Source organism: Microcystis protocystis FBCC-A270 (assembly GCF_050500235.1).
In the GTDB taxonomy this organism is placed as follows: domain Bacteria; phylum Cyanobacteriota; class Cyanobacteriia; order Cyanobacteriales; family Microcystaceae; genus Microcystis; species Microcystis ichthyoblabe_A.
Window position 1 is genome coordinate 1,792,864 of sequence record NZ_CP191407.1, and the last position, 19,547, is coordinate 1,812,410.

At 41.6% G+C, this 19,547-nt stretch carries 15 protein-coding genes; 11 read left to right on the forward strand and 4 right to left on the reverse strand.

What is annotated here, in order from left to right:
- Window positions 1–55: 55 nt before the first annotated feature.
- Window positions 56–1,264 carry a hypothetical protein gene (locus ACQY1X_RS08740; RefSeq protein ID WP_002739520.1) on the reverse strand — a complete coding sequence of 403 codons (1,209 nt, stop codon included), beginning with the start codon at window positions 1,262–1,264 and terminating at the stop codon, window positions 56–58.
- A gap of 773 nt (window positions 1,265–2,037) precedes the next feature.
- On the opposite strand from ACQY1X_RS08740, the gene ACQY1X_RS08745 reads away from it, so the two are divergent.
- From ACQY1X_RS08745 to ACQY1X_RS08765, 5 genes are all read left to right on the forward strand, one after another.
- Window positions 2,038–3,171 carry a HetZ-related protein 2 gene (locus ACQY1X_RS08745; protein WP_430015597.1) on the forward strand — a complete coding sequence of 378 codons (1,134 nt, stop codon included), beginning with the start codon at window positions 2,038–2,040 and terminating at the stop codon, window positions 3,169–3,171.
- A 96-nt stretch (window positions 3,172–3,267) separates the two neighbouring features.
- Window positions 3,268–3,426: a hypothetical protein gene (locus tag ACQY1X_RS08750; protein WP_002776561.1), complete on the forward strand. Its 159-nt coding sequence runs from the start codon at window positions 3,268–3,270 to the stop codon at window positions 3,424–3,426.
- A gap of 2 nt (window positions 3,427–3,428) precedes the next feature.
- Window positions 3,429–4,943, forward strand: a complete 1,515-nt coding sequence (locus ACQY1X_RS08755; protein ID WP_430015598.1) for a cryptochrome/photolyase family protein — start codon at window positions 3,429–3,431, stop codon at window positions 4,941–4,943.
- A gap of 101 nt (window positions 4,944–5,044) precedes the next feature.
- A complete protein-coding gene (locus ACQY1X_RS08760; RefSeq protein ID WP_002740237.1) occupies window positions 5,045–5,386 on the forward strand; it encodes a translation initiation factor in 342 nt (113 codons plus the stop codon).
- Window positions 5,387–5,395: 9 nt separating this feature from the next.
- Window positions 5,396–5,863, forward strand: a complete 468-nt coding sequence (locus ACQY1X_RS08765) for a TspO/MBR family protein (RefSeq protein WP_002750165.1) — start codon at window positions 5,396–5,398, stop codon at window positions 5,861–5,863.
- A gap of 517 nt (window positions 5,864–6,380) precedes the next feature.
- Here the strand turns inward: ACQY1X_RS08765 and cobM are convergent.
- The gene (gene cobM, locus ACQY1X_RS08770) at window positions 6,381–7,169 is read right to left on the reverse strand and encodes a precorrin-4 C(11)-methyltransferase (RefSeq protein ID WP_430015599.1); all 789 of its coding nucleotides are present in this window, start codon (window positions 7,167–7,169) and stop codon (window positions 6,381–6,383) included.
- Window positions 7,170–7,354: 185 nt separating this feature from the next.
- Between cobM and dnaB the strand changes: the two genes are divergently transcribed.
- The 3 genes from dnaB to ACQY1X_RS08785 all read left to right on the forward strand — a co-directional run bounded on the left by dnaB (window position 7,355) and on the right by ACQY1X_RS08785 (window position 11,674).
- Window positions 7,355–8,686 (forward strand): replicative DNA helicase, encoded by a 1,332-nt coding sequence (dnaB, locus tag ACQY1X_RS08775; RefSeq protein WP_430015731.1) that lies wholly within the window; start codon window positions 7,355–7,357, stop codon window positions 8,684–8,686.
- 1 nt (window position 8,687) lies between these two features.
- Window positions 8,688–10,265: a glycosyltransferase family 39 protein gene (locus ACQY1X_RS08780; RefSeq protein WP_430015600.1), complete on the forward strand. Its 1,578-nt coding sequence runs from the start codon at window positions 8,688–8,690 to the stop codon at window positions 10,263–10,265.
- 92 nt (window positions 10,266–10,357) lie between these two features.
- Entirely contained in the window at window positions 10,358–11,674 is a 1,317-nt protein-coding gene (locus ACQY1X_RS08785) for a family 10 glycosylhydrolase (protein WP_430014407.1), read from the forward strand.
- Window positions 11,675–12,045: 371 nt separating this feature from the next.
- Here the strand turns inward: ACQY1X_RS08785 and ACQY1X_RS08790 are convergent, their stop codons facing one another.
- Entirely contained in the window at window positions 12,046–14,466 is a 2,421-nt protein-coding gene (locus ACQY1X_RS08790; RefSeq protein WP_002739607.1) for a phosphoketolase family protein, read from the reverse strand.
- 554 nt (window positions 14,467–15,020) lie between these two features.
- On the opposite strand from ACQY1X_RS08790, the gene gap reads away from it, so the two are divergent.
- Genes gap through ACQY1X_RS08805 form a run of 3 tightly spaced genes read left to right on the forward strand, consistent with a single transcriptional unit; the run spans window position 15,021 to window position 17,493 of the window.
- On the forward strand, window positions 15,021–16,055 hold the full coding sequence (gene gap / locus ACQY1X_RS08795; protein WP_002783019.1) for a type I glyceraldehyde-3-phosphate dehydrogenase: 1,035 nt from the start codon (window positions 15,021–15,023) through the stop codon (window positions 16,053–16,055).
- A gap of 59 nt (window positions 16,056–16,114) precedes the next feature.
- The gene (locus ACQY1X_RS08800) at window positions 16,115–16,483 is read left to right on the forward strand and encodes a hypothetical protein (protein WP_002740015.1); all 369 of its coding nucleotides are present in this window, start codon (window positions 16,115–16,117) and stop codon (window positions 16,481–16,483) included.
- Window positions 16,480–17,493: a YgfZ/GcvT domain-containing protein gene (locus tag ACQY1X_RS08805; RefSeq protein ID WP_430015601.1), complete on the forward strand. Its 1,014-nt coding sequence runs from the start codon at window positions 16,480–16,482 to the stop codon at window positions 17,491–17,493. Before ACQY1X_RS08800 ends, ACQY1X_RS08805 begins: the two co-directional genes overlap by 4 nt.
- 383 nt (window positions 17,494–17,876) lie before the next feature.
- Here ACQY1X_RS08805 and ACQY1X_RS08810 read toward each other — a convergent pair whose 3' ends face one another.
- Window positions 17,877–19,535, reverse strand: a complete 1,659-nt coding sequence (locus ACQY1X_RS08810) for an NAD+ synthase (protein WP_287727928.1) — start codon at window positions 19,533–19,535, stop codon at window positions 17,877–17,879.
- Between the last annotated feature and the right edge of the window lie 12 nt (window positions 19,536–19,547).

The window sequence follows — 19,547 nt, forward strand, 5'->3', positions numbered from 1 at the left end:
TTCTGGATTATTCAATTAGAAAAAAAATTGTTAACAGATAACGAATTAGATTGCTTTAAGCTTCTGATTCAGCCTCCTGTTTTATGTCAGAGTTTGATAGGTTTTTTGAGAAAATCCATAATAAACCTAAGATTATTGCCAAACTTATCAAGAAAATGACGACTCCCATTATTAGTTGTGAGCTTAGATAATTATTCGATACAAAAGCAATACTTGATGGTATGTTATAACTTCTATGATGAGAGAGACTATCCTCAACAGGAACCTCAATTAAAACAGACTTTGATGAGCCATCAAAAGCTGATTGATTAATTTGGAAAAATTTAGAATATCGCAATACCCAAAAAAGTGAATTCTTATTATTAGTCATACTGGTTACACCAGTCCCATATTTAGGCTCAGCAATCATTGATGGATTTTGTCCATCAAAATCAGAACGAACAATTCCGTCGCCATAATTAGGATTAAGTAAACCAATAGTAAAGTATAAAAACTTACCATCTGTTAATAAAGTATCCTCATAATTATTAATGGACAAAACTCCTTCACCTGTCCAGTTTCGTAAAATCGACAGTGCATCAATGGCTAATAAAACGGGATTGCTTATTTCTATTTTTAATAGAAGTTCGGTTGGCTTCCCGAAGCCGCCAGATTGATTACGAAGATTGCCGTCAATATGTGTATAAATAAATTTTCCATCTGTTGTTAAATGTTTTATCTGAGGTTTAAATGTTGTAGATTCATAGGGAAATTCAAAAAGCATGGAAAAATTATCCCCGTTGATATCTGATCTATAAATAAAAGGCTTTCCCTCTAAATTTTGTCCTAACCAAAAAAGAAACTTCCCGTCTGTCGTTAAAGAACTAGGAAGCCATCGTACTATTTGAGACCCGGCTTTTTGAGAAAGATCAACAACAACAGATGGTTTAGAACTATCAATGTCCATCTTATAAACATACATGGAAATGTTATTGTCATTACCTTCTTTAAACTCATAATCATAATCCAGCCAAAAAATAGATTTCCCACTACTAACCAGATTGATTCCTGTCTCATATTTCTCCTCAATATTAAATGTTTTTGGAATATCAAGAAATATAGATGGTTCAGTGTTATTACTTCTTAAAATATAAAATATGTCTTCTTTTTTCGTCGTCCAAATTAAATTACCTTCCTTTAGTTGTCCAAAAGCAGGGTACGCAGTTATAACTAGCGACAGTATGAAGATGAATAAAATAGTCAGTAATCTTAGTGTTTTTTTCATATTTAAGCCAGATGCGAATCAATTTAGCTTTCTTGGGTTTCTTGTGATCTATAGCTTTTCAAATGGAGTCTGGACAAGGCTTTCATGGCTTAGTTACCCAAGAAACTGTTCACAATACCCTTTGTCACAAATCGCCGAGAAGAACGTTACTGAGCGTTCGGTCGAACCGTAATCAAAATTAAGGACTTAACCTCCGCATCCGCATGAATGGCTCACTGAAAAAACCTATCCTTATAATATTCCATCACCCCCTAAGCGATCAAGTCCTTACACCGAAGATTGTGTTCTAATTCGCTTCTTATATAACACTTGCCGATTCCTCGCCGAACATTTCTCAGGCAACTTCGCCAGTTGGCTGCTGAAAGAGACTGTCATGATGGCGAAACTCAAACCATCGGAACTTTCCCTCGATCCGATTTGAGCCGATGCGATGATTGTACTCTAATCCGAGGATTCTATTCTTCACATCCAGTTCCAAACGTTGCCAAAGGAGGAAATCCCATTTCGGATGTTAGATTGCCGAGTTCGAGGTTTGCAGGGCTTGCTTTAGGGTGGCTCTTCGTTACTTGGTATGGTTTGATCGGGGGGCATAAATCGACTAAATCATTATCTGGCCAAAGACTTAATTGATTAGTTCGTTCTAGTCGGGTGTTGGGTAAAATCGGTGCGATCGGCTTTCTCCATGGCTCAGGTTTTAGCATATATCGTGTAAATGCGCTAATATTCAAACTAAAGCCGTCCTAAAAAGACGGGGTTTGGAACTCAATTTTTCGATGACGACAATAATCGACGAGTTAAGGCAACAATGGCAAGATCGCCTCTCTCAAACAGAGGATTCCTTAACCGATCGCCAACGGGATACCATTATCAATTGGTTACTCGGTGAAGATAGCCAACGTTGGGAAAATTTAGATGAGAGAGATTTAGAAATCGCTAAACGGGGATTAGTCTATCTTTGGCAAATTTTACGGCAACGCTATCTCAAAGTTAGTCCCACCCGCGCCTATCGTAACCTGATCGATCGTCTCGGTGCTTGTGTCACTCTCCGGCAAAAAATTCGCACTTGGGTTTCCTTAAGTCGCGATCGTCGGCAAGCGGTGGCCGATGTCTTGCAAGAAATTATTCAAGAAATGTTAAATAGCGATCGCTATCTGCAATCCCAGTTAGCATGGATCGCTCGTTGTACCAACGATCAAGCTACTCGTGATCAGCTGCTGTTAGCCACCCTAGAGGAATACGCTCTGCGTCCGATCCGCAATCAACCCCTGTTAGCCTATCGTTTTGTTAATTATCTCCGTCGTCAATCGAGAAGCGGTATTACTAACGTGCCGCAGCAAGAAATGATCCGGATTCTCTCCGATGAAATTAGTGGCGATGAGGGGGAAACTAGCTTAAGTTTACTGGATCAAAATGCGATCGCTACCTACGAAGATCAACGCACTTCCCAAGAAGCGCAAATTCAACGGGCAAAAGTTCAAGAGAGTTTTGCCAAGTATCTAGGGGAAAATGTTAGTCGGGAGGCGGTGACTTGGTTTAACCTCTATCTAGGAGGCGAAAGCCAAGATGAGATCGCCTTGGCGATGAATATTCCCGTCCAACGGATTTATCGTCTCCGGGAAAAAGTTGGCTATCATGCGATTAAGGTTTTTGCCCTCAAGGAAGGGACAGAATTAATCGCTGAATGGTTAGAAATCAGCCCGAAAGAGCATAATTTTGGCTTAACTCTCAGTCAATGGCAAAGTTACTATGCTGGCCTGTCTCCCACGGGTAAAAGCGTTATCGATGGCTTAAAAGCGGGTAAAACCCTTGAGGAAATCGCTGGCGAATTAAACTGTAAACGCACGCAAGTGGTCAAAGAATGGACGAAACTTTATCTAAGCGCCCAAAGTCTCAGGACAAAAACCTAATCAGTTATCAGTTATCAGTTATCAGTTCACTGAGAAAACACCCCACACCCCACACCCCACTTCCCATCCCCTTTTTGATTTTTGACTTCAAGAAATATGTGGATTATTAGCAAAAAAGTCGGGGTATTTACCCATTATTTAACCCCTACGGGGACATTTACCCCCAGCATCGACAAAGCCAGTAAATTTTCTGCTCGGGAAATGGCGGATATTATGGCTAAAAAATACGGGGGAATAGTCGAGGCAATGAAATAATTATGACCATTGGTATTTGGATTTTAGGTGATCAATTATGGACAGGACAAGCGGCCTTAGCTAATCGTCAAGCCTATGCACAGGAAACGCCGGTTATTTTAATTGAATCCCACAATCATATTCGACAAAGACCCTATCATCAGCAAAAATTAGTTTTAATCTGGTCGGCGATGCGTCATTTTGCCGAAGAATTAAAAACTTTAGGATGGTCTGTAACCTACGAAGTTACTGAAGATTTTGAGCCGATTTTATCTGCTTGGATTAAACGATTAGGTATTAAAGAATTACAGATTATGATGCCTAATGATTTACCTTTTCTTAGATTAATCAAAAATCTTAATTTAGACTGTGTTATAACCCTAATTGATAATAATCACTTTCTCTGGACTAGGACAGATTTTAATAATTGGGCTAAATCTCGTAAAAGACTATTACTAGAGGATTTCTATCGAGAAAGTCGCAAAAAATGGCAGATTTTAATCGAGGATAATCAACCCATAGGAGGACAATGGAACTTTGATAAACAAAACCGCAAACCGCCCAAGGATGGATTAAAAACTGCTGCTCCTCTTTGGTTTGAACCCGATGAAATTACCCTTCAGGTTATCGCTGATGTGGAAGCTTTAGATATTCCTAAATATGGAAAAATCAAACCTTTTCCCTGGGCAGTAAACCGCAGACAAGCTTTACAGGTTTTGGAGCATTTTATTACTAATTGTCTGCCCAACTTTGGACCCTACCAAGATGCGATGGTAACGGGAGAAGAAACCCTCTGGCATTCCCTATTATCTCCCTATCTTAATCTAGGATTACTAACGCCGTTGGAAGTGATTCAAGGGGCAGAAATTGCCTATAAAAAAGATAATTTAGCCCTAAATAGCATCGAAGGATTTATCCGTCAGGTGTTGGGATGGCGGGAATATATGCAGGGTATTTATCATTATTTGGGAGAAGATTACGCTAATCATAATTGGTTTGAACATCAACAACCCTTACCGGCTTTCTTTTGGGATAGTAACCAAACCGAGATGAATTGCCTCAAACAAGTATTATCACAGGTGGAAAATACTGGTTATGCCCATCATATTCAAAGATTAATGATTTTGAGCAATTTTGCCTTAATTTTTGGTTGCTCTCCCCAAGAGATTGAAAACTGGTTTCATAGTGTTTTTATCGATGCCTACGATTGGGTAATGCAGACTAATGTACTGGGAATGGGACAATTTGCCGATGGGGGAATTCTCGCTTCTAAACCCTACGCTTCCTCGGCCAACTATATTGATAAAATGAGTGATTATTGTCGGGGTTGTCTGTATAAAAAAAATGAACGAGTCGGGGATTTAGCCTGTCCTTTTAACTTTCTTTACTGGGATTTTTTGGCACGACATCGAGAAAAATTAAAATCCCAAGGTCGAGTTAATATGATTTTAGGTCATCTCGATCGAATGTCGGCAGCTGAACTTAATCAAATGCGCTGCCAGTCCAACCAATTAAGAGCTATCAGCAGTCAGCTTTGAATCAGTTATCAGTTATCAGATGCTGGTTTTCAGTTCACTGATTACTGTTTACTGTTTACTGAAAAACCCCCAAACCCCAAACCCAGTATGATAATTGCTATATGAGTAAATCAAAAGAAAAAAACCGGATTGCCTATCAGGAATTTGGAGATCAAAGCAATTCTCAAGCTTTTGAGCGTTCCATCCCTGAATTACCCCCAAATCAGCAGAATTTGCGAGTACAAACCTCCCGCTCTGGTCGTGCGGGAAAAACCGTTACCATGGTTACAGGTTTTCAATGCCAAACCGAAACTCTGACGAAATTATTAAAACAGTTAAAAACTGCTTGCGGAACGGGTGGTACAGTGAAAGAAAATGCCATTGAGATCCAAGGAGATCATCGCCAAAAAATTCTACAAATTCTCATTGAATCGGGTTACAAAGCCAAAATTAGCGGAGGATAGCTTAAAATCATGATTCCCTCTTGGTTGCTTATCGGTGTCGTGGGATTTTTGGTAGCGTTAGCTGGGGGATTACTCAATTCTCGCGATGTGCGTTGGTTTGCGCGTTTGCGTCGTCCCGATTGGTTAAGCTTTGAAAGATTAATCCCTCTTATCTGGACAATTATCTATATTTGTGGCGCAATTTCTGCTTATTTAGTCTGGGAAGCTCAACCGGCTAATCGCTGGTTTTTGATGGCTTTTTATCTGTTGGTGGAATTGACTATTAGTGCCTATACTCCCGTCACCTGTAAACTACGCAGTCTCAAAGCGGGAACGATTATCGGAGGTACGGGTTTTTTCTTGGGTTGTCTTCTGGCGCTCTTGGTTTTCCCTGTTTCTTCTTGGGCGGGCATCCTACTCCTACCCTACCTGATTTGGAGTCCGATCGGTACCTATGTGACTTGGGAAATGATCCATCTCAATCCTCGGGATGTCTAGACAGGTAAAGTGGGATGTGTTAAAAATTAACACATCCCACAGATATTATTGCCATCTACCAACTTAAAAATCTAGACTGTTTTTTCCGCTCTAACTCGATCTACCCTGCGAGGAATGGGGCTCTTCTAGGTTCTGTGTGATAAGTTTAACTTACATAGGATTGATCAGTCTTTGTGTCCTTTGTGTCTTTGTGGTTCGTTCCACCCCCTCGCTAGGAAGAATGTATCTTAGAATACATTTTACCCACCAAACCCAAGAGAGCCGGAATGGAGCAATCAAGGAAGTTAGGAACCTCCTGACGACAGTGAGGACAATACCAGTAGGCACGACTAGCTACAAGGTGACGAAGGGTAATTCCCGAACAAATCGGGCAGCTGTGCATGGATTGTTAGAGGAATTTTAAACGTTTTTAAAATTGCCCTACCTCCCACTGCGATTTTAAACAAAATCGCCGCTCTTTAAATCTATCTTTAGGTAGAAACCCAGTGTTTCTTTCGATAGACTTCCCAGAAAATACCTAAGGATGAGGACGGAAAAGATGGGAATGTTGCGGGTGATAAAGTTGCGATCGAGTTCCTGTAATCTGGTTTAAAGCGGGACTAATGAGATAAAGGGTAGTTCTAGTTAAATTTTCCCGATGGGTTAGTTTGGCCATCTCTGACAGGGGGACAACCCAGATTTTTTCGTCGGGCCAACCGAGACGGAAACAAACGGCCACCCGTTGCTCTGCCGGATAGTATCTTAGGAGTTTTTCCTGGGCTTTGTCAACATGACGGGCGGCTAAATATAGGCATAAACTGGCTTTATGAGCGGCTAAAGAGGCTAATTCTTCACTTTCTGGCATGGGAGAGGCTTTTCCTTCCACCCGGGTTAGAATAATTGTCTGGACTAATTCCGGAATCGTTAATTCTAGGGCCAATTTAGCCGCTAATCCTTGAAAGGCACTAATTCCGGGGATTAGCTGAAAGGGTATATCTGCTGCTGTCAAAAGCTCAATTTGTTCTTGGATGGCACTATAGAGACTTAAATCCCCCGATTGCAGTCGCACCACCGCTAAACCCCGACGCACGCGATCGATCATTAAAGGGATAATTTCTTCTAGGGTGATGCTACTGGTGGGAATTAACTCGGCATCTTTAGGGGTGTCCTCAAGAATCTGTTGGGGGACGAGGGAATCAGCAAAGAGGATGACATCGGCTTTTTGGAGAATTTTATAGGCTTTTACCGTCAATAATTCCGGATCTCCGGGTCCTGCACCAATAAAGTAAACGGCCGGGGAGAGCGCCGAGGAGTCCATTAAAGTCATACTAAATCCTGTTTACAAGGGGTGTGGGGAAGTGGGGAAGTGGGGTGTGGGATGTGGGGAGAATAAATAAAAACAATCTCCTGAATACTGTCTCCTGACTCCTGAATCCTATCATTAACCTGAACATTTGTATTTAATTAGGGTGAATGACTATAATTAATGATAAAGCACAGTCAGCATTGACAATGATTAGCGATCAATCCCTCCCCCCCCAAAATATTGAAGCGGAAGAATCTATCTTAGGTGGTATTTTGCTAGATCCAAAAGCGTTAGGTAGAATCAGTGATTTTTTAATTCCAGAAGCTTTCTATGTGAAAACCCATCAAGATATTTATCGTGCGGCGCTTGCTTTACAAGGGAAGGGAAAACCGACGGATTTAATGACGGTTAGCAGTTGGTTACAGGATAATCATCTGCTGGAAGAAATCGGGGGAATGCCGCGATTGTTACAATTAATTGAGCGCACTGTCTCGGCTGCCAACATCGATCGCTATGCTGAATTAGTGATGGATAAATATATGCGTCGTCAGTTAATTTCCACCGGGGGAGAAATTATCGAGTTAGCCAGGGATACGACGCTAGAATTAGAAAATGTTTTCGATGAATCGGAACAAAAGATTTTTCGTCTCACCCAAAAACGACCCCAGGAGGGTTTAATTTTTCTGGGGGATACTTTAATCGAAACTTTTAACGAAATTGAGAAGATGCAGGAGACCACCACTCTACCCGGTATCGAAACTCAATTTTATGATCTCGATGCGATGACCAGTGGTTTACAACCCTCGGATTTAATTATTATCGCGGGGAGGCCTTCCATGGGAAAAACTTCTTTTGCTCTTAATATTGCTTATAATATCGCTCAACAGAATTTACCTGTGGCTGTCTTTAGTTTGGAGATGTCTAAGGAACAATTAGCCCAACGTTTGTTATCGAATGAGGCTAAAATCGAAAGTAATCGGATTCGCTCAGGCCGTTTGGGACAAAATGATTTAGAGAAGGTTCTTGATGGACTAGATAAGTTATCAAAGTTGCCCATATATATCGATGATAGTGCCAATTTAAGTGTGATTCAAATGCGTTCCCAAGTGCGCCGTTTACAGGCGGAAAAAAAGGGACAAATAGGCTTAGTTTTAATCGATTATCTGCAATTAATGGAAGGGGGAGGTGATAATCGCGTTCAGGAAATTTCTAAAATTACCCGCAGTCTTAAGGGTTTAGCGAGAGAAATTCATGCTCCAGTAATTGCTCTTTCTCAGTTAAGTCGCGCTGTGGAATCTCGCAATAATAAAAGACCGATGATGTCCGATTTACGCGAGTCAGGATCGATCGAACAGGATGCGGATTTAATTATGATGTTATACCGAGATGAATATTATAACCCCGATAGTCCCGATCGAGGTGTGGCTGAAGTAATTATTACTAAACACCGTAACGGTCCCACTAACACAATTAAGCTACTTTTTCAACCAGAATTTACCAAGTTTCTCAATCTTAAACAAAGTCGCTCTAATTATTAAAATGAAAGCAAATATTAATTATAAAACTCCCAATTGGCTCTTAATACTTTTGGTAATTATCCTAACTCTCGGTGTCGTTTTTCGTTGGGCAAATATCGATAAAAAAATCTATTGGCATGATGAATCCTATACCACGATTAGAACCACTGGTTATCAAGCAAAGGAAATCGCCGATACTATCTTTCAAAATCGTCTTTTATCTACCACAGAATTAGGAAAATTTCAACAACTGAAACCCGAAAGCAATGTTTTTGACACAATAAAATCTCTCGCTAAAGAAGACCCTCAACACCCACCTTTATACTTTATTATCTCTCGCTATTGGGAAAAAATATTCGGTTTTTCTCCCGTTTCTTCCCGCAGTTTAGCGATTGTTTTTAGTCTTCTCTCCCTGCCATTTATTTACTATCTATCCCTAGAATTATTTGCATCAAAATTAACGGCAATTTTAGCAGTAATTTTATTGGCACTGTCTCCAGTTGATATAATATTTGCTCAAATGTCTCGTCAGTATAGTCTTTTAGTTTTGTTAACGATAATCAGTCAATTACTGCTGTTAAAATGCCTCAAAAAAAGAACTCTTGTTAATTGGTCTTTATATACCTTATCTAATACTCTCGGACTCTACACCCATCTCTTTTTTATTCTCAACTTATTTGCTCAAGCAACCTTGATAATTTGGTATCTTTTTATGAAACCAGAGCGAAAAAATAACTTGATATTTTTCCTGTTATCTGGGTTAACAATGATAATTTTATATATACCCTGGTTACGGGTTTTTTTAACTAACTCTCAAAGGGCCTTTAACTCCACCAGTTGGGCTGCCGTTAACTATCTCGATTGGGGATTGTTCGGTAAATTATGGCTCTTAACTTTTACTTCTCCATTTAGCGATAGCGATTTTGGTTTTAATAACATCTTCACCTATATATATAGAATGATTTTTTTAATCTTAATTATCTATGCTTTTGAGCGAGTTTATCGCTACAATAACCCGATAGTTTTTACTTTTCTGATTACCTCAACCCTAGTACCTTTCCTAGCTTTAGTCATTCCCGATCTAATTTTGACCACCACTAGATCAACTGTCACCCGTTATCTAATTGCATCCTTTCCCACTATCTATATAACTGTGGCTTTTTTCTTGTCACAATTGCTTAATCAAGGTAAATTTTTAGGTAAAATTATCTTGACTTTTTTGTTAACTGCTAGTATAATATCGAACTTTAATAATGCTCTTTCCGAAACCAGTTGGGCAAAAGTTCCTAGTTATTGGAATGGCGAAGTTGCCAGAAAAATTAATGCTGTACCCAATGCCATTATTATCAGCGACGAAGGTAATGACTGGACTAACTTAGGTGATTTGCTTTCCCTTAATTATCGTCTTAATGCTGATGTACAATACTTCCTGACTACCACTAACCCCGATACCGATAAGTTAAAAGAAGTCCTAGAAATTCCCCAGGCCAACTTATTTCTTTTTCGTCCTTCCAATAGGTTATTAGTGGCCTTAGATCAATTCGATATTCGTCTTGATTATTTCTATCCTCAAGGCCAATTGTCGCGAGTGAAGAAATAGGTAAATATATATTTTGGGTCAATCTAGCCTCAAAGAGTTGAGCAAAGCTGTTATTATAACCAGTTAAAACCGTTAATCTTCACCCTAAAGAAATGACTTTTCTAATTCCGACTAGCGTTTGGCGGCAAATTCTTAAAAAGTTCCCTATACTACTATTCTTAGCATCTTTTCTGATAGTCGTATTCTTAGGCTATTTTTCTACCGCTTTCTCTCAAAGTCGGGATACCGATATTCGCGGTGTTTGGATTACCACCAACGATACTGCGATGCTGATGGACAGGGATAAACGACAACAGGCGATCGAGCAATTAGTTAATCTTAATTTTAATGCTATCTATCCCGTGGTCTGGAATTCCGGTTATGCTCTCTATCCTAGCGCGATCGCGAAACGGGAAGGAATACAGCCTTTTGTGCCTACGGGAGCGCAGGGACAAGATATCTTGGCAGAATTGGTGGAACAAACCCGTGGCAGGGGATTATTGGTCATTCCTTGGTTTGAATTCGGATTTATGGCCCCTCCCACCTCAGAATTAGCCTTAAAACATCAGAACTGGTTAACTCAAAAACGCGACGGGGGGACCACTTGGGTGGGGGCAGCCGGTGAGGTGGTGTGGTTGAATCCTTTCCGTCCCGAGGTGCAGAATTTTCTGCGGGAGTTAGTCTTGGAAGTGGTGGGACAATACGATATTAACGGCATCCAATTCGACGATCATCTGAGTTTACCGAATGAATTCGGCTATGATCCCTATACTATCGCCCTTTATCAACAGGAAACGGAAAAAACACCTCCGGCTAACCCCCGGGATCCCGAATGGACAAAATGGCGGGCCGATAAAATCACCGCTTTTCTGGCTAATCTCAAAGAATCAATTCAGGCAGTTAAACCGAATATACTGCTTTCGATCGCCCCTAATCCCTACGAATTCGCCTATAATGGTCATTTACAGGATTGGCTCGCTTGGGTGCGGCAAGGATTAGTCGATGAGTTAATCGTACAGGTTTATCGTCCCGATCTGCCCAGTTTTCTCAAACAATTAGAGCGTCCCGAAATTCAAGAAACCCAGCAAACTATCCCCACCGGTGTGGGGGTTTTAACCGGTTTACGCAATCGACCGATTGCCCTACCCTTGATTGAAGAAAAGGTATTGGCTGCTCGTCAACGGGGTTTAGGGGTGATTTTCTTCTTTTATGAAAGTCTCTGGCAGCAAGCTTTGGAACCTCCAGAAACCAGAAAAGCGGCAATTCAAGCAATGTTTTCGCAACCCATTACTCCCCGTCTTCCCGTGGTGGACAATCTCCCCTTAGTTAGTACGCCTGAACCTGTTTATCAGCCAGAACTAACCCCCCCACCTCCCCCCTTAGCGCCGGACGGTATCGAAATTCCTGTAATTCCCCCTCCGGGTAGTTAATAGCAATTTTTGCCCAGAGAAATTACAGATCAAATCATCGAATTTAAGTCCCCCTTTTTCCCTTTTTTTAAGAGGGATGGAGATGCTGGGGGGATGAAAATTTTTTTAGTCAGATTTTGGAGAATTGGTATGAGTTAGACTTACTCATTCTCCCCATTGACATCTCAAACTGAATTGCTATGGTAAATCCCTTGATAGATAGGCATTTCAGTGTTTCAATCGGGACTCACTTCTGTGAAAACCGCTATATACAAACTCTATTAATTGCACCATAATTAAACTCAAATAATATTTTATTTAGGTGGAATAGGAAGATGAAATTTATCGATAAACTAATAAATTATCATCACCTAAACCACTTTCTAGCCTAATTAATAGGGCCATTTCCAGTTAGTAATCTCGTCCTTATCGATGCCATTGGTAAAAGCATAATCGAGATTATCGATAATGGCATTTTTCATCCGTTCTTTCACATGACCGGCAGCAGAACCTAATTTTGGCACGCGATCAATCACATCAATTACTAGATGAAAACGATCAACTTGGTTACGAATCGCTAATTCTAGGGGAGTATTAATATTCCCTTCTTCCTTGTAACCACGCACATGAATACGTTCCTGATTACTGCGACGGTAGGTAAGTTTATGAATCAGCCAAGGATAACCGTGGAAATTAAAGATAATTGGCTTATCAGTGGTAAATAAACTATCAAAATCCCGTTCCGATAAACCATGGGGGTGTTCACTTTCCGACTGTAATTTAAACAGATCAACCACATTGATAAAGCGAACTTTTAAGTAAGGGAATTCCTCCCGCAGAATTGCCGTGGCCGCTAAAGATTCTTTAGTGATAATATCCCCACAGCAAGCCATAATTACATCTGGTTCATCGGGATTGGTTCCGTCATCATCGTTACTTGCCCAATCCCAAATACCGATACCTTTAGTGCAGTGTTTAATTGCTTCTTCAATGGTCAAGTATTGCAGGTGTTTCTGTTTATCAGCAACGATAATATTAGTGTAATCCTTGCTCTTGAGGCAGTGATTAGTCACACTTAATAAACAATTCCCATCGGGGGGAAGATAAACCCGCACCACGTCGGCACTTTTATTGGTTACTAAATCGATAAAACCGGGGTCTTGGTGACTAAAACCATTGTGATCCTGCCGCCAAACCACCGAGGATAATAACAGATTCCAAGAGGAAACAGAAGCACGCCAAGGCACATGATTTTTGCAGATATCGAGCCATTTAGCGTGTTGGTTGAACATGGAATCGATAACGTGGGCAAAAGCCTCGTAGGAGTGAAATAAACCGTGACGACCGGATAATAAATAACCCTCTAACCAACCGACTAAAGTATGTTCACTCAGCATCTCCATCACCCGACCATCGGCAGATAATTGGCTACCATCTAAATCCTCCGGATAGGTATCAGCTAACCAAGCTTTTTTAGTCACTTCATAGAGAGCCGCTAAACGATTAGAAGCAGTTTCATCGGGACCAAAAACGCGAAAATTAGTCATATTATTTCGCATTACATCCCGCAAAAATACCCCCATCACTCCCGTGTTTTCCGCTTCCACTTGGCCCGGGTGGGTGACATCTACGGCATATTGACGAAAATCTGGCATTTTTAGGTCTTTACGCAGCAATCCGCCATTAGCGTGCGGATTAGCACTCATGCGACGATGACCAATAGGAGCGAGTTCTTTAAATTCCGGCTTAAATTGACCCGTGGCATAGTCAAATAATTCCTCCGGGTTATAGCTTTTCATCCACTCCTCTAATTTTCTCAAGTGGTCCGGGTTTTCGTGCATGGCACCCATGGGGACTTGGTGAGCGCGCCAGAATCCTTCCACTTTATGACCATCAACCTTTTTTGGACCTGTCCAACCCTTGGGAGACCGGAGGATAATCATCGGCCAGGGGTAACGTTTAGCCACTCCTGTGCTGCGAGCTTCCTGTTGATAGGAGCGAATCTGATTGATACAGTGTTCTAGGGTAGCGGCCATTTTTTGATGGCAGTGCATGAGGTCTTCATCCTCCTTACATTCGACGATGTAGGGAGTGTAACCGTAACCGACAAAGAGACTTTCTAACTCGTGGGTCGAAATACGGGAGAGAATGGTGGGATTAGCGATTTTATAACCGTTTAAGTTTAAAATTGGCAGTACCGCACCATCGCGAATCGGGTTAAGGAATTTATTCGAGTGCCATGCGGTGGCAAGGGGGCCGGTTTCTGCTTCCCCATCACCCACCACCACGGCCGTAATTAGGTCGGGATTGTCAAAAACAGAACCGTAGGCATGGGAAACACTATAACCCAGTTCGCCGCCCTCATGGATAGAACCGGGGGTTTCGGGGGTGACGTGACTACCGATGTGACCGGGAAAAGAAAATTGTTTAAAGAATTTTTGTAATCCTTCCTCGTCTTCACTTTTATCGGGGTAAATTTCCGAATAGGTTCCTTCTAGATAAACCGGACCGAGTACCCCCGGCGCCCCATGGCCGGGACCTGCCATAAAAATCATATCGAGGTCGTATTTTTTGATTAAACGGTTGAGGTGAACGTAGGTAAAACTTAAGGCCGGACTCGCTCCCCAGTGACCAAGTAAGCGATACTTAACGTGTTCGGGTTTAAGATGTTCTTTGAGCAGGGGATTATCGCGCAGATAAATCATACCTACAGCTAAATAGTTACAAGCGCGCCAATAGGCATGGGTTTTATAGAGTTCGTCTTGAGAAAGGGGATTTTGCTCTGTTAAGGGTCTTTCTGGTGCGGATACCATGAATATTTCTCCGATATCTATGAAGGATGAGATTAAGAGAGTTGATAGACAATTTCTCCAGATTATCGAGAGGGTTAACCCTCGGTCAGTTTTCAAACTGTAATCAAGAGTCTAACCTTTCGGAGCGTAAAAAACTATTAAAATAAGCTATATTTTGCCAATCCGGCCAGGGGAATTTATGTCAGTCGGGCGGCGTTTTTAAATCGCTTTTAAAGGAAAATTAATATCTTCTTAACTTAGGTAACAATAATTCTCAGAAAAATTTTAATTATTTTTTAATGTCAGCTTTTCCCAAAATACTATATGGTTACACCCTAGTTTGTCGGGAAGAGCCTAATTAGGCCTTCTCGATGCCGGTGGTGAGGACTACTAGGATAGCAAATTGATGATTTTTTATCTTGGAAGGACTGAAACTTAAAATCTTTCTATACTTCATCTAGCGAGCAACAAAAGCTGATTAGCATATATAGTGATTCTCTAGAGGCCAATCAATTCTCAAATTATTGTTTCTTGATCGTGCCTAAGCTTATCGCAGCTGCAAAGGAGTTTTTTTCATGACAAAAGTAAGAGTCGCCATCAACGGATTCGGTCGTATCGGTCGCCTCGTTTTTAGGGCGGGTATCCAAAATCCTGATTTCGAGTTTGTTGGTATAAATGATCTGGTTCCCTCCGATAATATTGCCTATCTGCTCAAATACGACTCCACCCACGGACGTTTTCAGGGTACGGTAGAAGCGAAAGAAGATGGCATCGTCGTGGATGGTAAGTTTATCCCCTGTTACTCGATTAAAGACCCTGCTCAACTGCCCTGGGGTGCAACCGGGGCCGATTATGTGGTCGAGTCCACCGGTTTATTTACCACCGCGGAAGGGGCAGGAAAACACCTAGAAGCCGGGGCCAAACGGGTGGTTATCTCCGCACCCACCAAAGATCCCGACAAAATTCGTACTATTGTACTGGGCGTTAACGATAATGAATACGATCCCGCTAAGGATCTGATCGTCTCTAACGCTAGTTGTACCACCAATTGTTTAGCCCCGATCACCAAAGTTATTAACGATAACTTCGGACTAGCGGAAGGATTAATGACCACGGTACACTCGATGACCGCCACTCAACCCACCGTGGATGGTCCATCGAAAAAAGATTGGCGCGGTGGTCGCGGCGCTGGTCAAAATATTATCCCCTCCTCCACGGGAGCAGCCAAAGCAGTAACCCTAGTTATTCCTTCCCTAAAAGGCAAATTAACCGGTATGGCCTTCCGTGTACCAACTCCCAACGTTTCGGCGGTGGATTTAACCTTTAAAACCGAAAAAGCCACCAGTTACGAGGAAATCTGCGCCGCTATGAAAGCCGCCAGCGAAGGACCGATGAAAGGTATCCTCGGTTATACCGATGAGGAAGTGGTATCGAGTGACTTTATCACCGACCCCCATTCCAGTATCTTTGATGCTAAAGCTGGCATTCAACTTAATGCCAATTTCTTTAAGGTCGTCTCTTGGTACGATAACGAGTGGGGTTATTCCTGCCGGATGTTAGACCTAATGAAAATGATGGCAGCTAAGGAAGCAACCCTAGTAACAGCCTAAATCAGTTATCAGTTATCAGTAAACAGTAAACTGATAACTGATAACTGATAACTGATAAGATGAATCCAAAATTTAAAGATATTATCGCTTGGGAACAGGCACAATTATTAATGCAGCCGGCATTTATTCGGGTGCTGGATAATCTGCGTAAACAGTTAGAAAATTCCCTCTGGAAAGGAACTTATACAGAAATTCAAGATCCCTATCCCAGTTATCTGCTCTGTTTGACTTATCTCGATCGCTCCGTTACTGTAAATATTTGGGAACTTTGTTTTCAAGTCTGTTTTCTCGATTATCCCACCGATGAAGGAGAGAGCGTCACCATCGATACCAGTCTCCTCGATCCCACTGGTGAACTAGATTGGCAGAGTTTGGAAACGAAAACCGAGCGCATTATTAACCGATTATTCGCTAATTTACCCCAATGAAAGCAGATTTAGACACGATCAAGGCAGAGTATGCCGCTAATTTTCTCAAAGATTACAGCAATGATCCCCAAAGTTTAGCATCCCAAACAATTTTAATCGATCGCTCCGATTGGGGTTTATTAGAATTAAAAGGCCAGGACCGACTGCGTTTTCTCCACAATCAAACCAGTAACGCTATCGATCGCCTGAAACCGGGTCAGGGTTGTGAGACAATTTTCCTTAACTCTACCGGTCGTACTCTCGATTTTGTCACAGTTTACTCTGGCGATGACTCCCTCCTCATCCTCGTTTCTCCCCAACGTCGTCAATTTTTACTGGAATTGATCGATCGCTATATTTTCCCCTTCGATAAAGTGGAAATTAGCGACTTAACCGATAATTTTGCCATTGTCACCCTAATCGGTGCTAAAAGCGGGCAATACCTGCAAAAAATCGCCATTCCAGAGCAGATTTTAACGGGGGTGCAGCATAGTCATTATCTCCTTTCTGACCCCCCCCTGAGAGTGGCCGTCGGCACCGGCTTAGATCTGCCCGGATATACTTTAATCGTTGCCGCCGCCGAAGCCGGTCCCCTCTGGGAAAATTTAATAAAAAATGGCGTTACTCCCGCCGATGAGCAGGTGTGGGAATACCTGAGAATCCATCAGGGCCGACCGGCAGTCGATCGAGAATTAACCGAAGATTATAACCCGTTAGAGGCCGGTTTATGGCGAGCGATTGTCTTTGATAAGGGTTGTTATATTGGTCAAGAAACTATCGCCCGTCTCAACACCTATAAAGGCGTAAAACAAAGACTTTGGGGCATAAAACTCAGCCAACCCGTCCCCAGCAATACCCCGATTATTTTAGAAGCGCAAAAAGTCGGTTTACTCACCAGTGTGCTGGAGGATTTTGGCTTGGGTTATGTGAAAACAAAAGCGGGAGGAGAGGGTTTAAAAGTACAAATCGGCGAGGCAACAGGAGAATTAATCCCTTTACCCTTCCTCTCTCACGAATACCCCTTTCAGTGAACAGTAATCAGTAAACAGTGATCAGTAATCAGTAATCAGTGAAAAGACAGTGGCAAACGGGTGCATCTCACATTTGCAGAAATACCGACAATCAGCAATTATCAGTGACTCTTAAATTAGTACAAAAATATGAACAATCGCGTGTAAGCATCCCACCGAAAAACTAATGCGCGGGGGGTTTGGGGGCGGCGCCACGCCCCCAACGGGGGGTTTGGGGGGTAGAACCCCCCAAAAGCTTGGATTGAGTGATAAAATCGAAAGTAACGCCCAATTTTAAAAGAGAGTTTCCCCTTAAAAATCCCAACTTCGTAGATTTACAAAAACGAGATACACCCGTAGAAAACTGCTATTTAATACTGATAACTGATAACTGAAAAACCCCCCTAACCCCAGCGACTAGCGATAGGCATTCGCCAACCAGTGCCAAAAGCGCGATCGCTAATTTTTAGTCCCGGGGGGGCTTGTTTGCGCTTAAATTCGGCATTTTTAACTAATTTAATCACTTTCTGCACAATTTCAGGCTCAAAGCCGGCGGCGATAATTTGTTCGGCGGATTGATGGCGATCGATTAATAGTGCTAAAATAGCATCTAAAATCTCGTAGGGAGGTAAAGAATCTTGATCCTTCTGATTGGGTTTTAATTCAGCACTAGGAGCTTTATTAATCACATTAAGGGGAATAATTTCCCCGTGCCGATTTAACCAGCGACAGAGGGAATAAACCCTCGTTTTCGGCACATCGGCAATCACTGCTAAACCACCATTCATATCACCGTAAAGGGTGCAATATCCCACCGCCATTTCTGATTTATTGCCAGTGGATAATAGTAAATGTCCGAATTTATTAGAGAGAGCCATTAATAAATTACCGCGAATGCGTGACTGAAGATTTTCTTCAGCAATACCGAAATCAGTACCAGCGAAAAGCCGCTCTAAAAGTTGATCATAAGCGGTCATAATTTCTTTAATTGCTAACTTCTCACTTTTGATACCTAAATTATTAACTAAAGCCACCGCATCACTAATGGAATGGTCGGAACTATAGGGAGAAGGCATCATCACAGCGAGAACATTTTCTTTACCTAATGCGTCGCTGGCAATAGCGGCAACTAAACTGGAATCAATGCCACCACTCAAGCCGAAAATTACCCGTTTAAAACCGCATTTCTGCACATAATCTCGCACTCCTAAGACTAAGGCTCGATAAATTTCCTCATCTTCATTGACAGGTAAAGGATGAATAACTGCGGGTAACAAATCTTGATTAAACTCGATTAATTCTAGGCTAGAAGTAAATGCTTGGGCGCGATAAATCACTTCTCCTTGTCTGTTAAAAGCCACGCTGTCACCATCAAAAATTAAATCATCATTACCTCCCACTTGATTGACATAAACTATAGGTAAATTATATCTAGTGGCACTATGGGATAATAAAGATTCTCGCAATTTTTGCTTACCGACACTGTAGGGAGAAGCGGAAAGATTAACGATTAAATCCACTCCTAAATTAGCTAAATCGGCGATGGGATTAACCGCGTATTGACGCTGACCCCAAAATTGTTCATCATTCCAAACATCTTCACAGATAGTTACACCGATTTTTACATTATTTTCTGTTAGTTGAAAATATTGACTTTCTTTCCCAGAAGCAAAGTAACGATCCTCATCAAAAACATCGTAGGTAGGCAATAAACGTTTAGTAAAAATTTGTTTAATTTCTTGACTTTTCAACAAAGCTATGCTATTAAATAGCGGCTTTTCTCCCCTGACCGTTGCCGAGGGATTTTTTTCGACAAAACCGACTAAGACGGCTAACTTTTCTGGTAATTGTTGGGACAATAATTGCAATTGTCGAGACATTTTCTCCACAAAACCCAGATTTAATAACAAGTCTCTGGGAGGATAACCACAGAGGGATAATTCCGGAGTTAAAAGTAATTCTGCTCCCTGATTAAATGCCGTTTGAGCGGCCTCTAAAATTCTTTGGGCATTTCCTTCGATATCTCCAACAATGGGATTTAATTGAGCGATAGCAATTCTCATGTTTTTTCCTAT

Excerpts from the sequence above, each read along its gene's own strand:
- ACQY1X_RS08740 (WP_002739520.1), bottom strand. The coding sequence starts at position 1,264 with ATGAAAAAAACACTAAGATTACTGACTATTTTATTCATCTTCATACTG.
- ACQY1X_RS08745 (WP_430015597.1), top strand. The coding sequence starts at position 2,038 with ATGACGACAATAATCGACGAGTTAAGGCAACAATGGCAAGATCGCCTC.
- ACQY1X_RS08750 (WP_002776561.1), top strand. The coding sequence starts at position 3,268 with ATGTGGATTATTAGCAAAAAAGTCGGGGTATTTACCCATTATTTAACC.
- ACQY1X_RS08755 (WP_430015598.1), top strand. The coding sequence starts at position 3,429 with ATGACCATTGGTATTTGGATTTTAGGTGATCAATTATGGACAGGACAA.
- ACQY1X_RS08760 (WP_002740237.1), top strand. The coding sequence starts at position 5,045 with ATGAGTAAATCAAAAGAAAAAAACCGGATTGCCTATCAGGAATTTGGA.
- ACQY1X_RS08765 (WP_002750165.1), top strand. The coding sequence starts at position 5,396 with ATGATTCCCTCTTGGTTGCTTATCGGTGTCGTGGGATTTTTGGTAGCG.
- cobM (WP_430015599.1), bottom strand. The coding sequence starts at position 7,169 with ATGACTTTAATGGACTCCTCGGCGCTCTCCCCGGCCGTTTACTTTATT.
- dnaB (WP_430015731.1), top strand. The coding sequence starts at position 7,355 with ATGATTAGCGATCAATCCCTCCCCCCCCAAAATATTGAAGCGGAAGAA.
- ACQY1X_RS08780 (WP_430015600.1), top strand. The coding sequence starts at position 8,688 with ATGAAAGCAAATATTAATTATAAAACTCCCAATTGGCTCTTAATACTT.
- ACQY1X_RS08785 (WP_430014407.1), top strand. The coding sequence starts at position 10,358 with ATGACTTTTCTAATTCCGACTAGCGTTTGGCGGCAAATTCTTAAAAAG.
- ACQY1X_RS08790 (WP_002739607.1), bottom strand. The coding sequence starts at position 14,466 with ATGGTATCCGCACCAGAAAGACCCTTAACAGAGCAAAATCCCCTTTCT.
- gap (WP_002783019.1), top strand. The coding sequence starts at position 15,021 with ATGACAAAAGTAAGAGTCGCCATCAACGGATTCGGTCGTATCGGTCGC.
- ACQY1X_RS08800 (WP_002740015.1), top strand. The coding sequence starts at position 16,115 with ATGAATCCAAAATTTAAAGATATTATCGCTTGGGAACAGGCACAATTA.
- ACQY1X_RS08805 (WP_430015601.1), top strand. The coding sequence starts at position 16,480 with ATGAAAGCAGATTTAGACACGATCAAGGCAGAGTATGCCGCTAATTTT.
- ACQY1X_RS08810 (WP_287727928.1), bottom strand. The coding sequence starts at position 19,535 with ATGAGAATTGCTATCGCTCAATTAAATCCCATTGTTGGAGATATCGAA.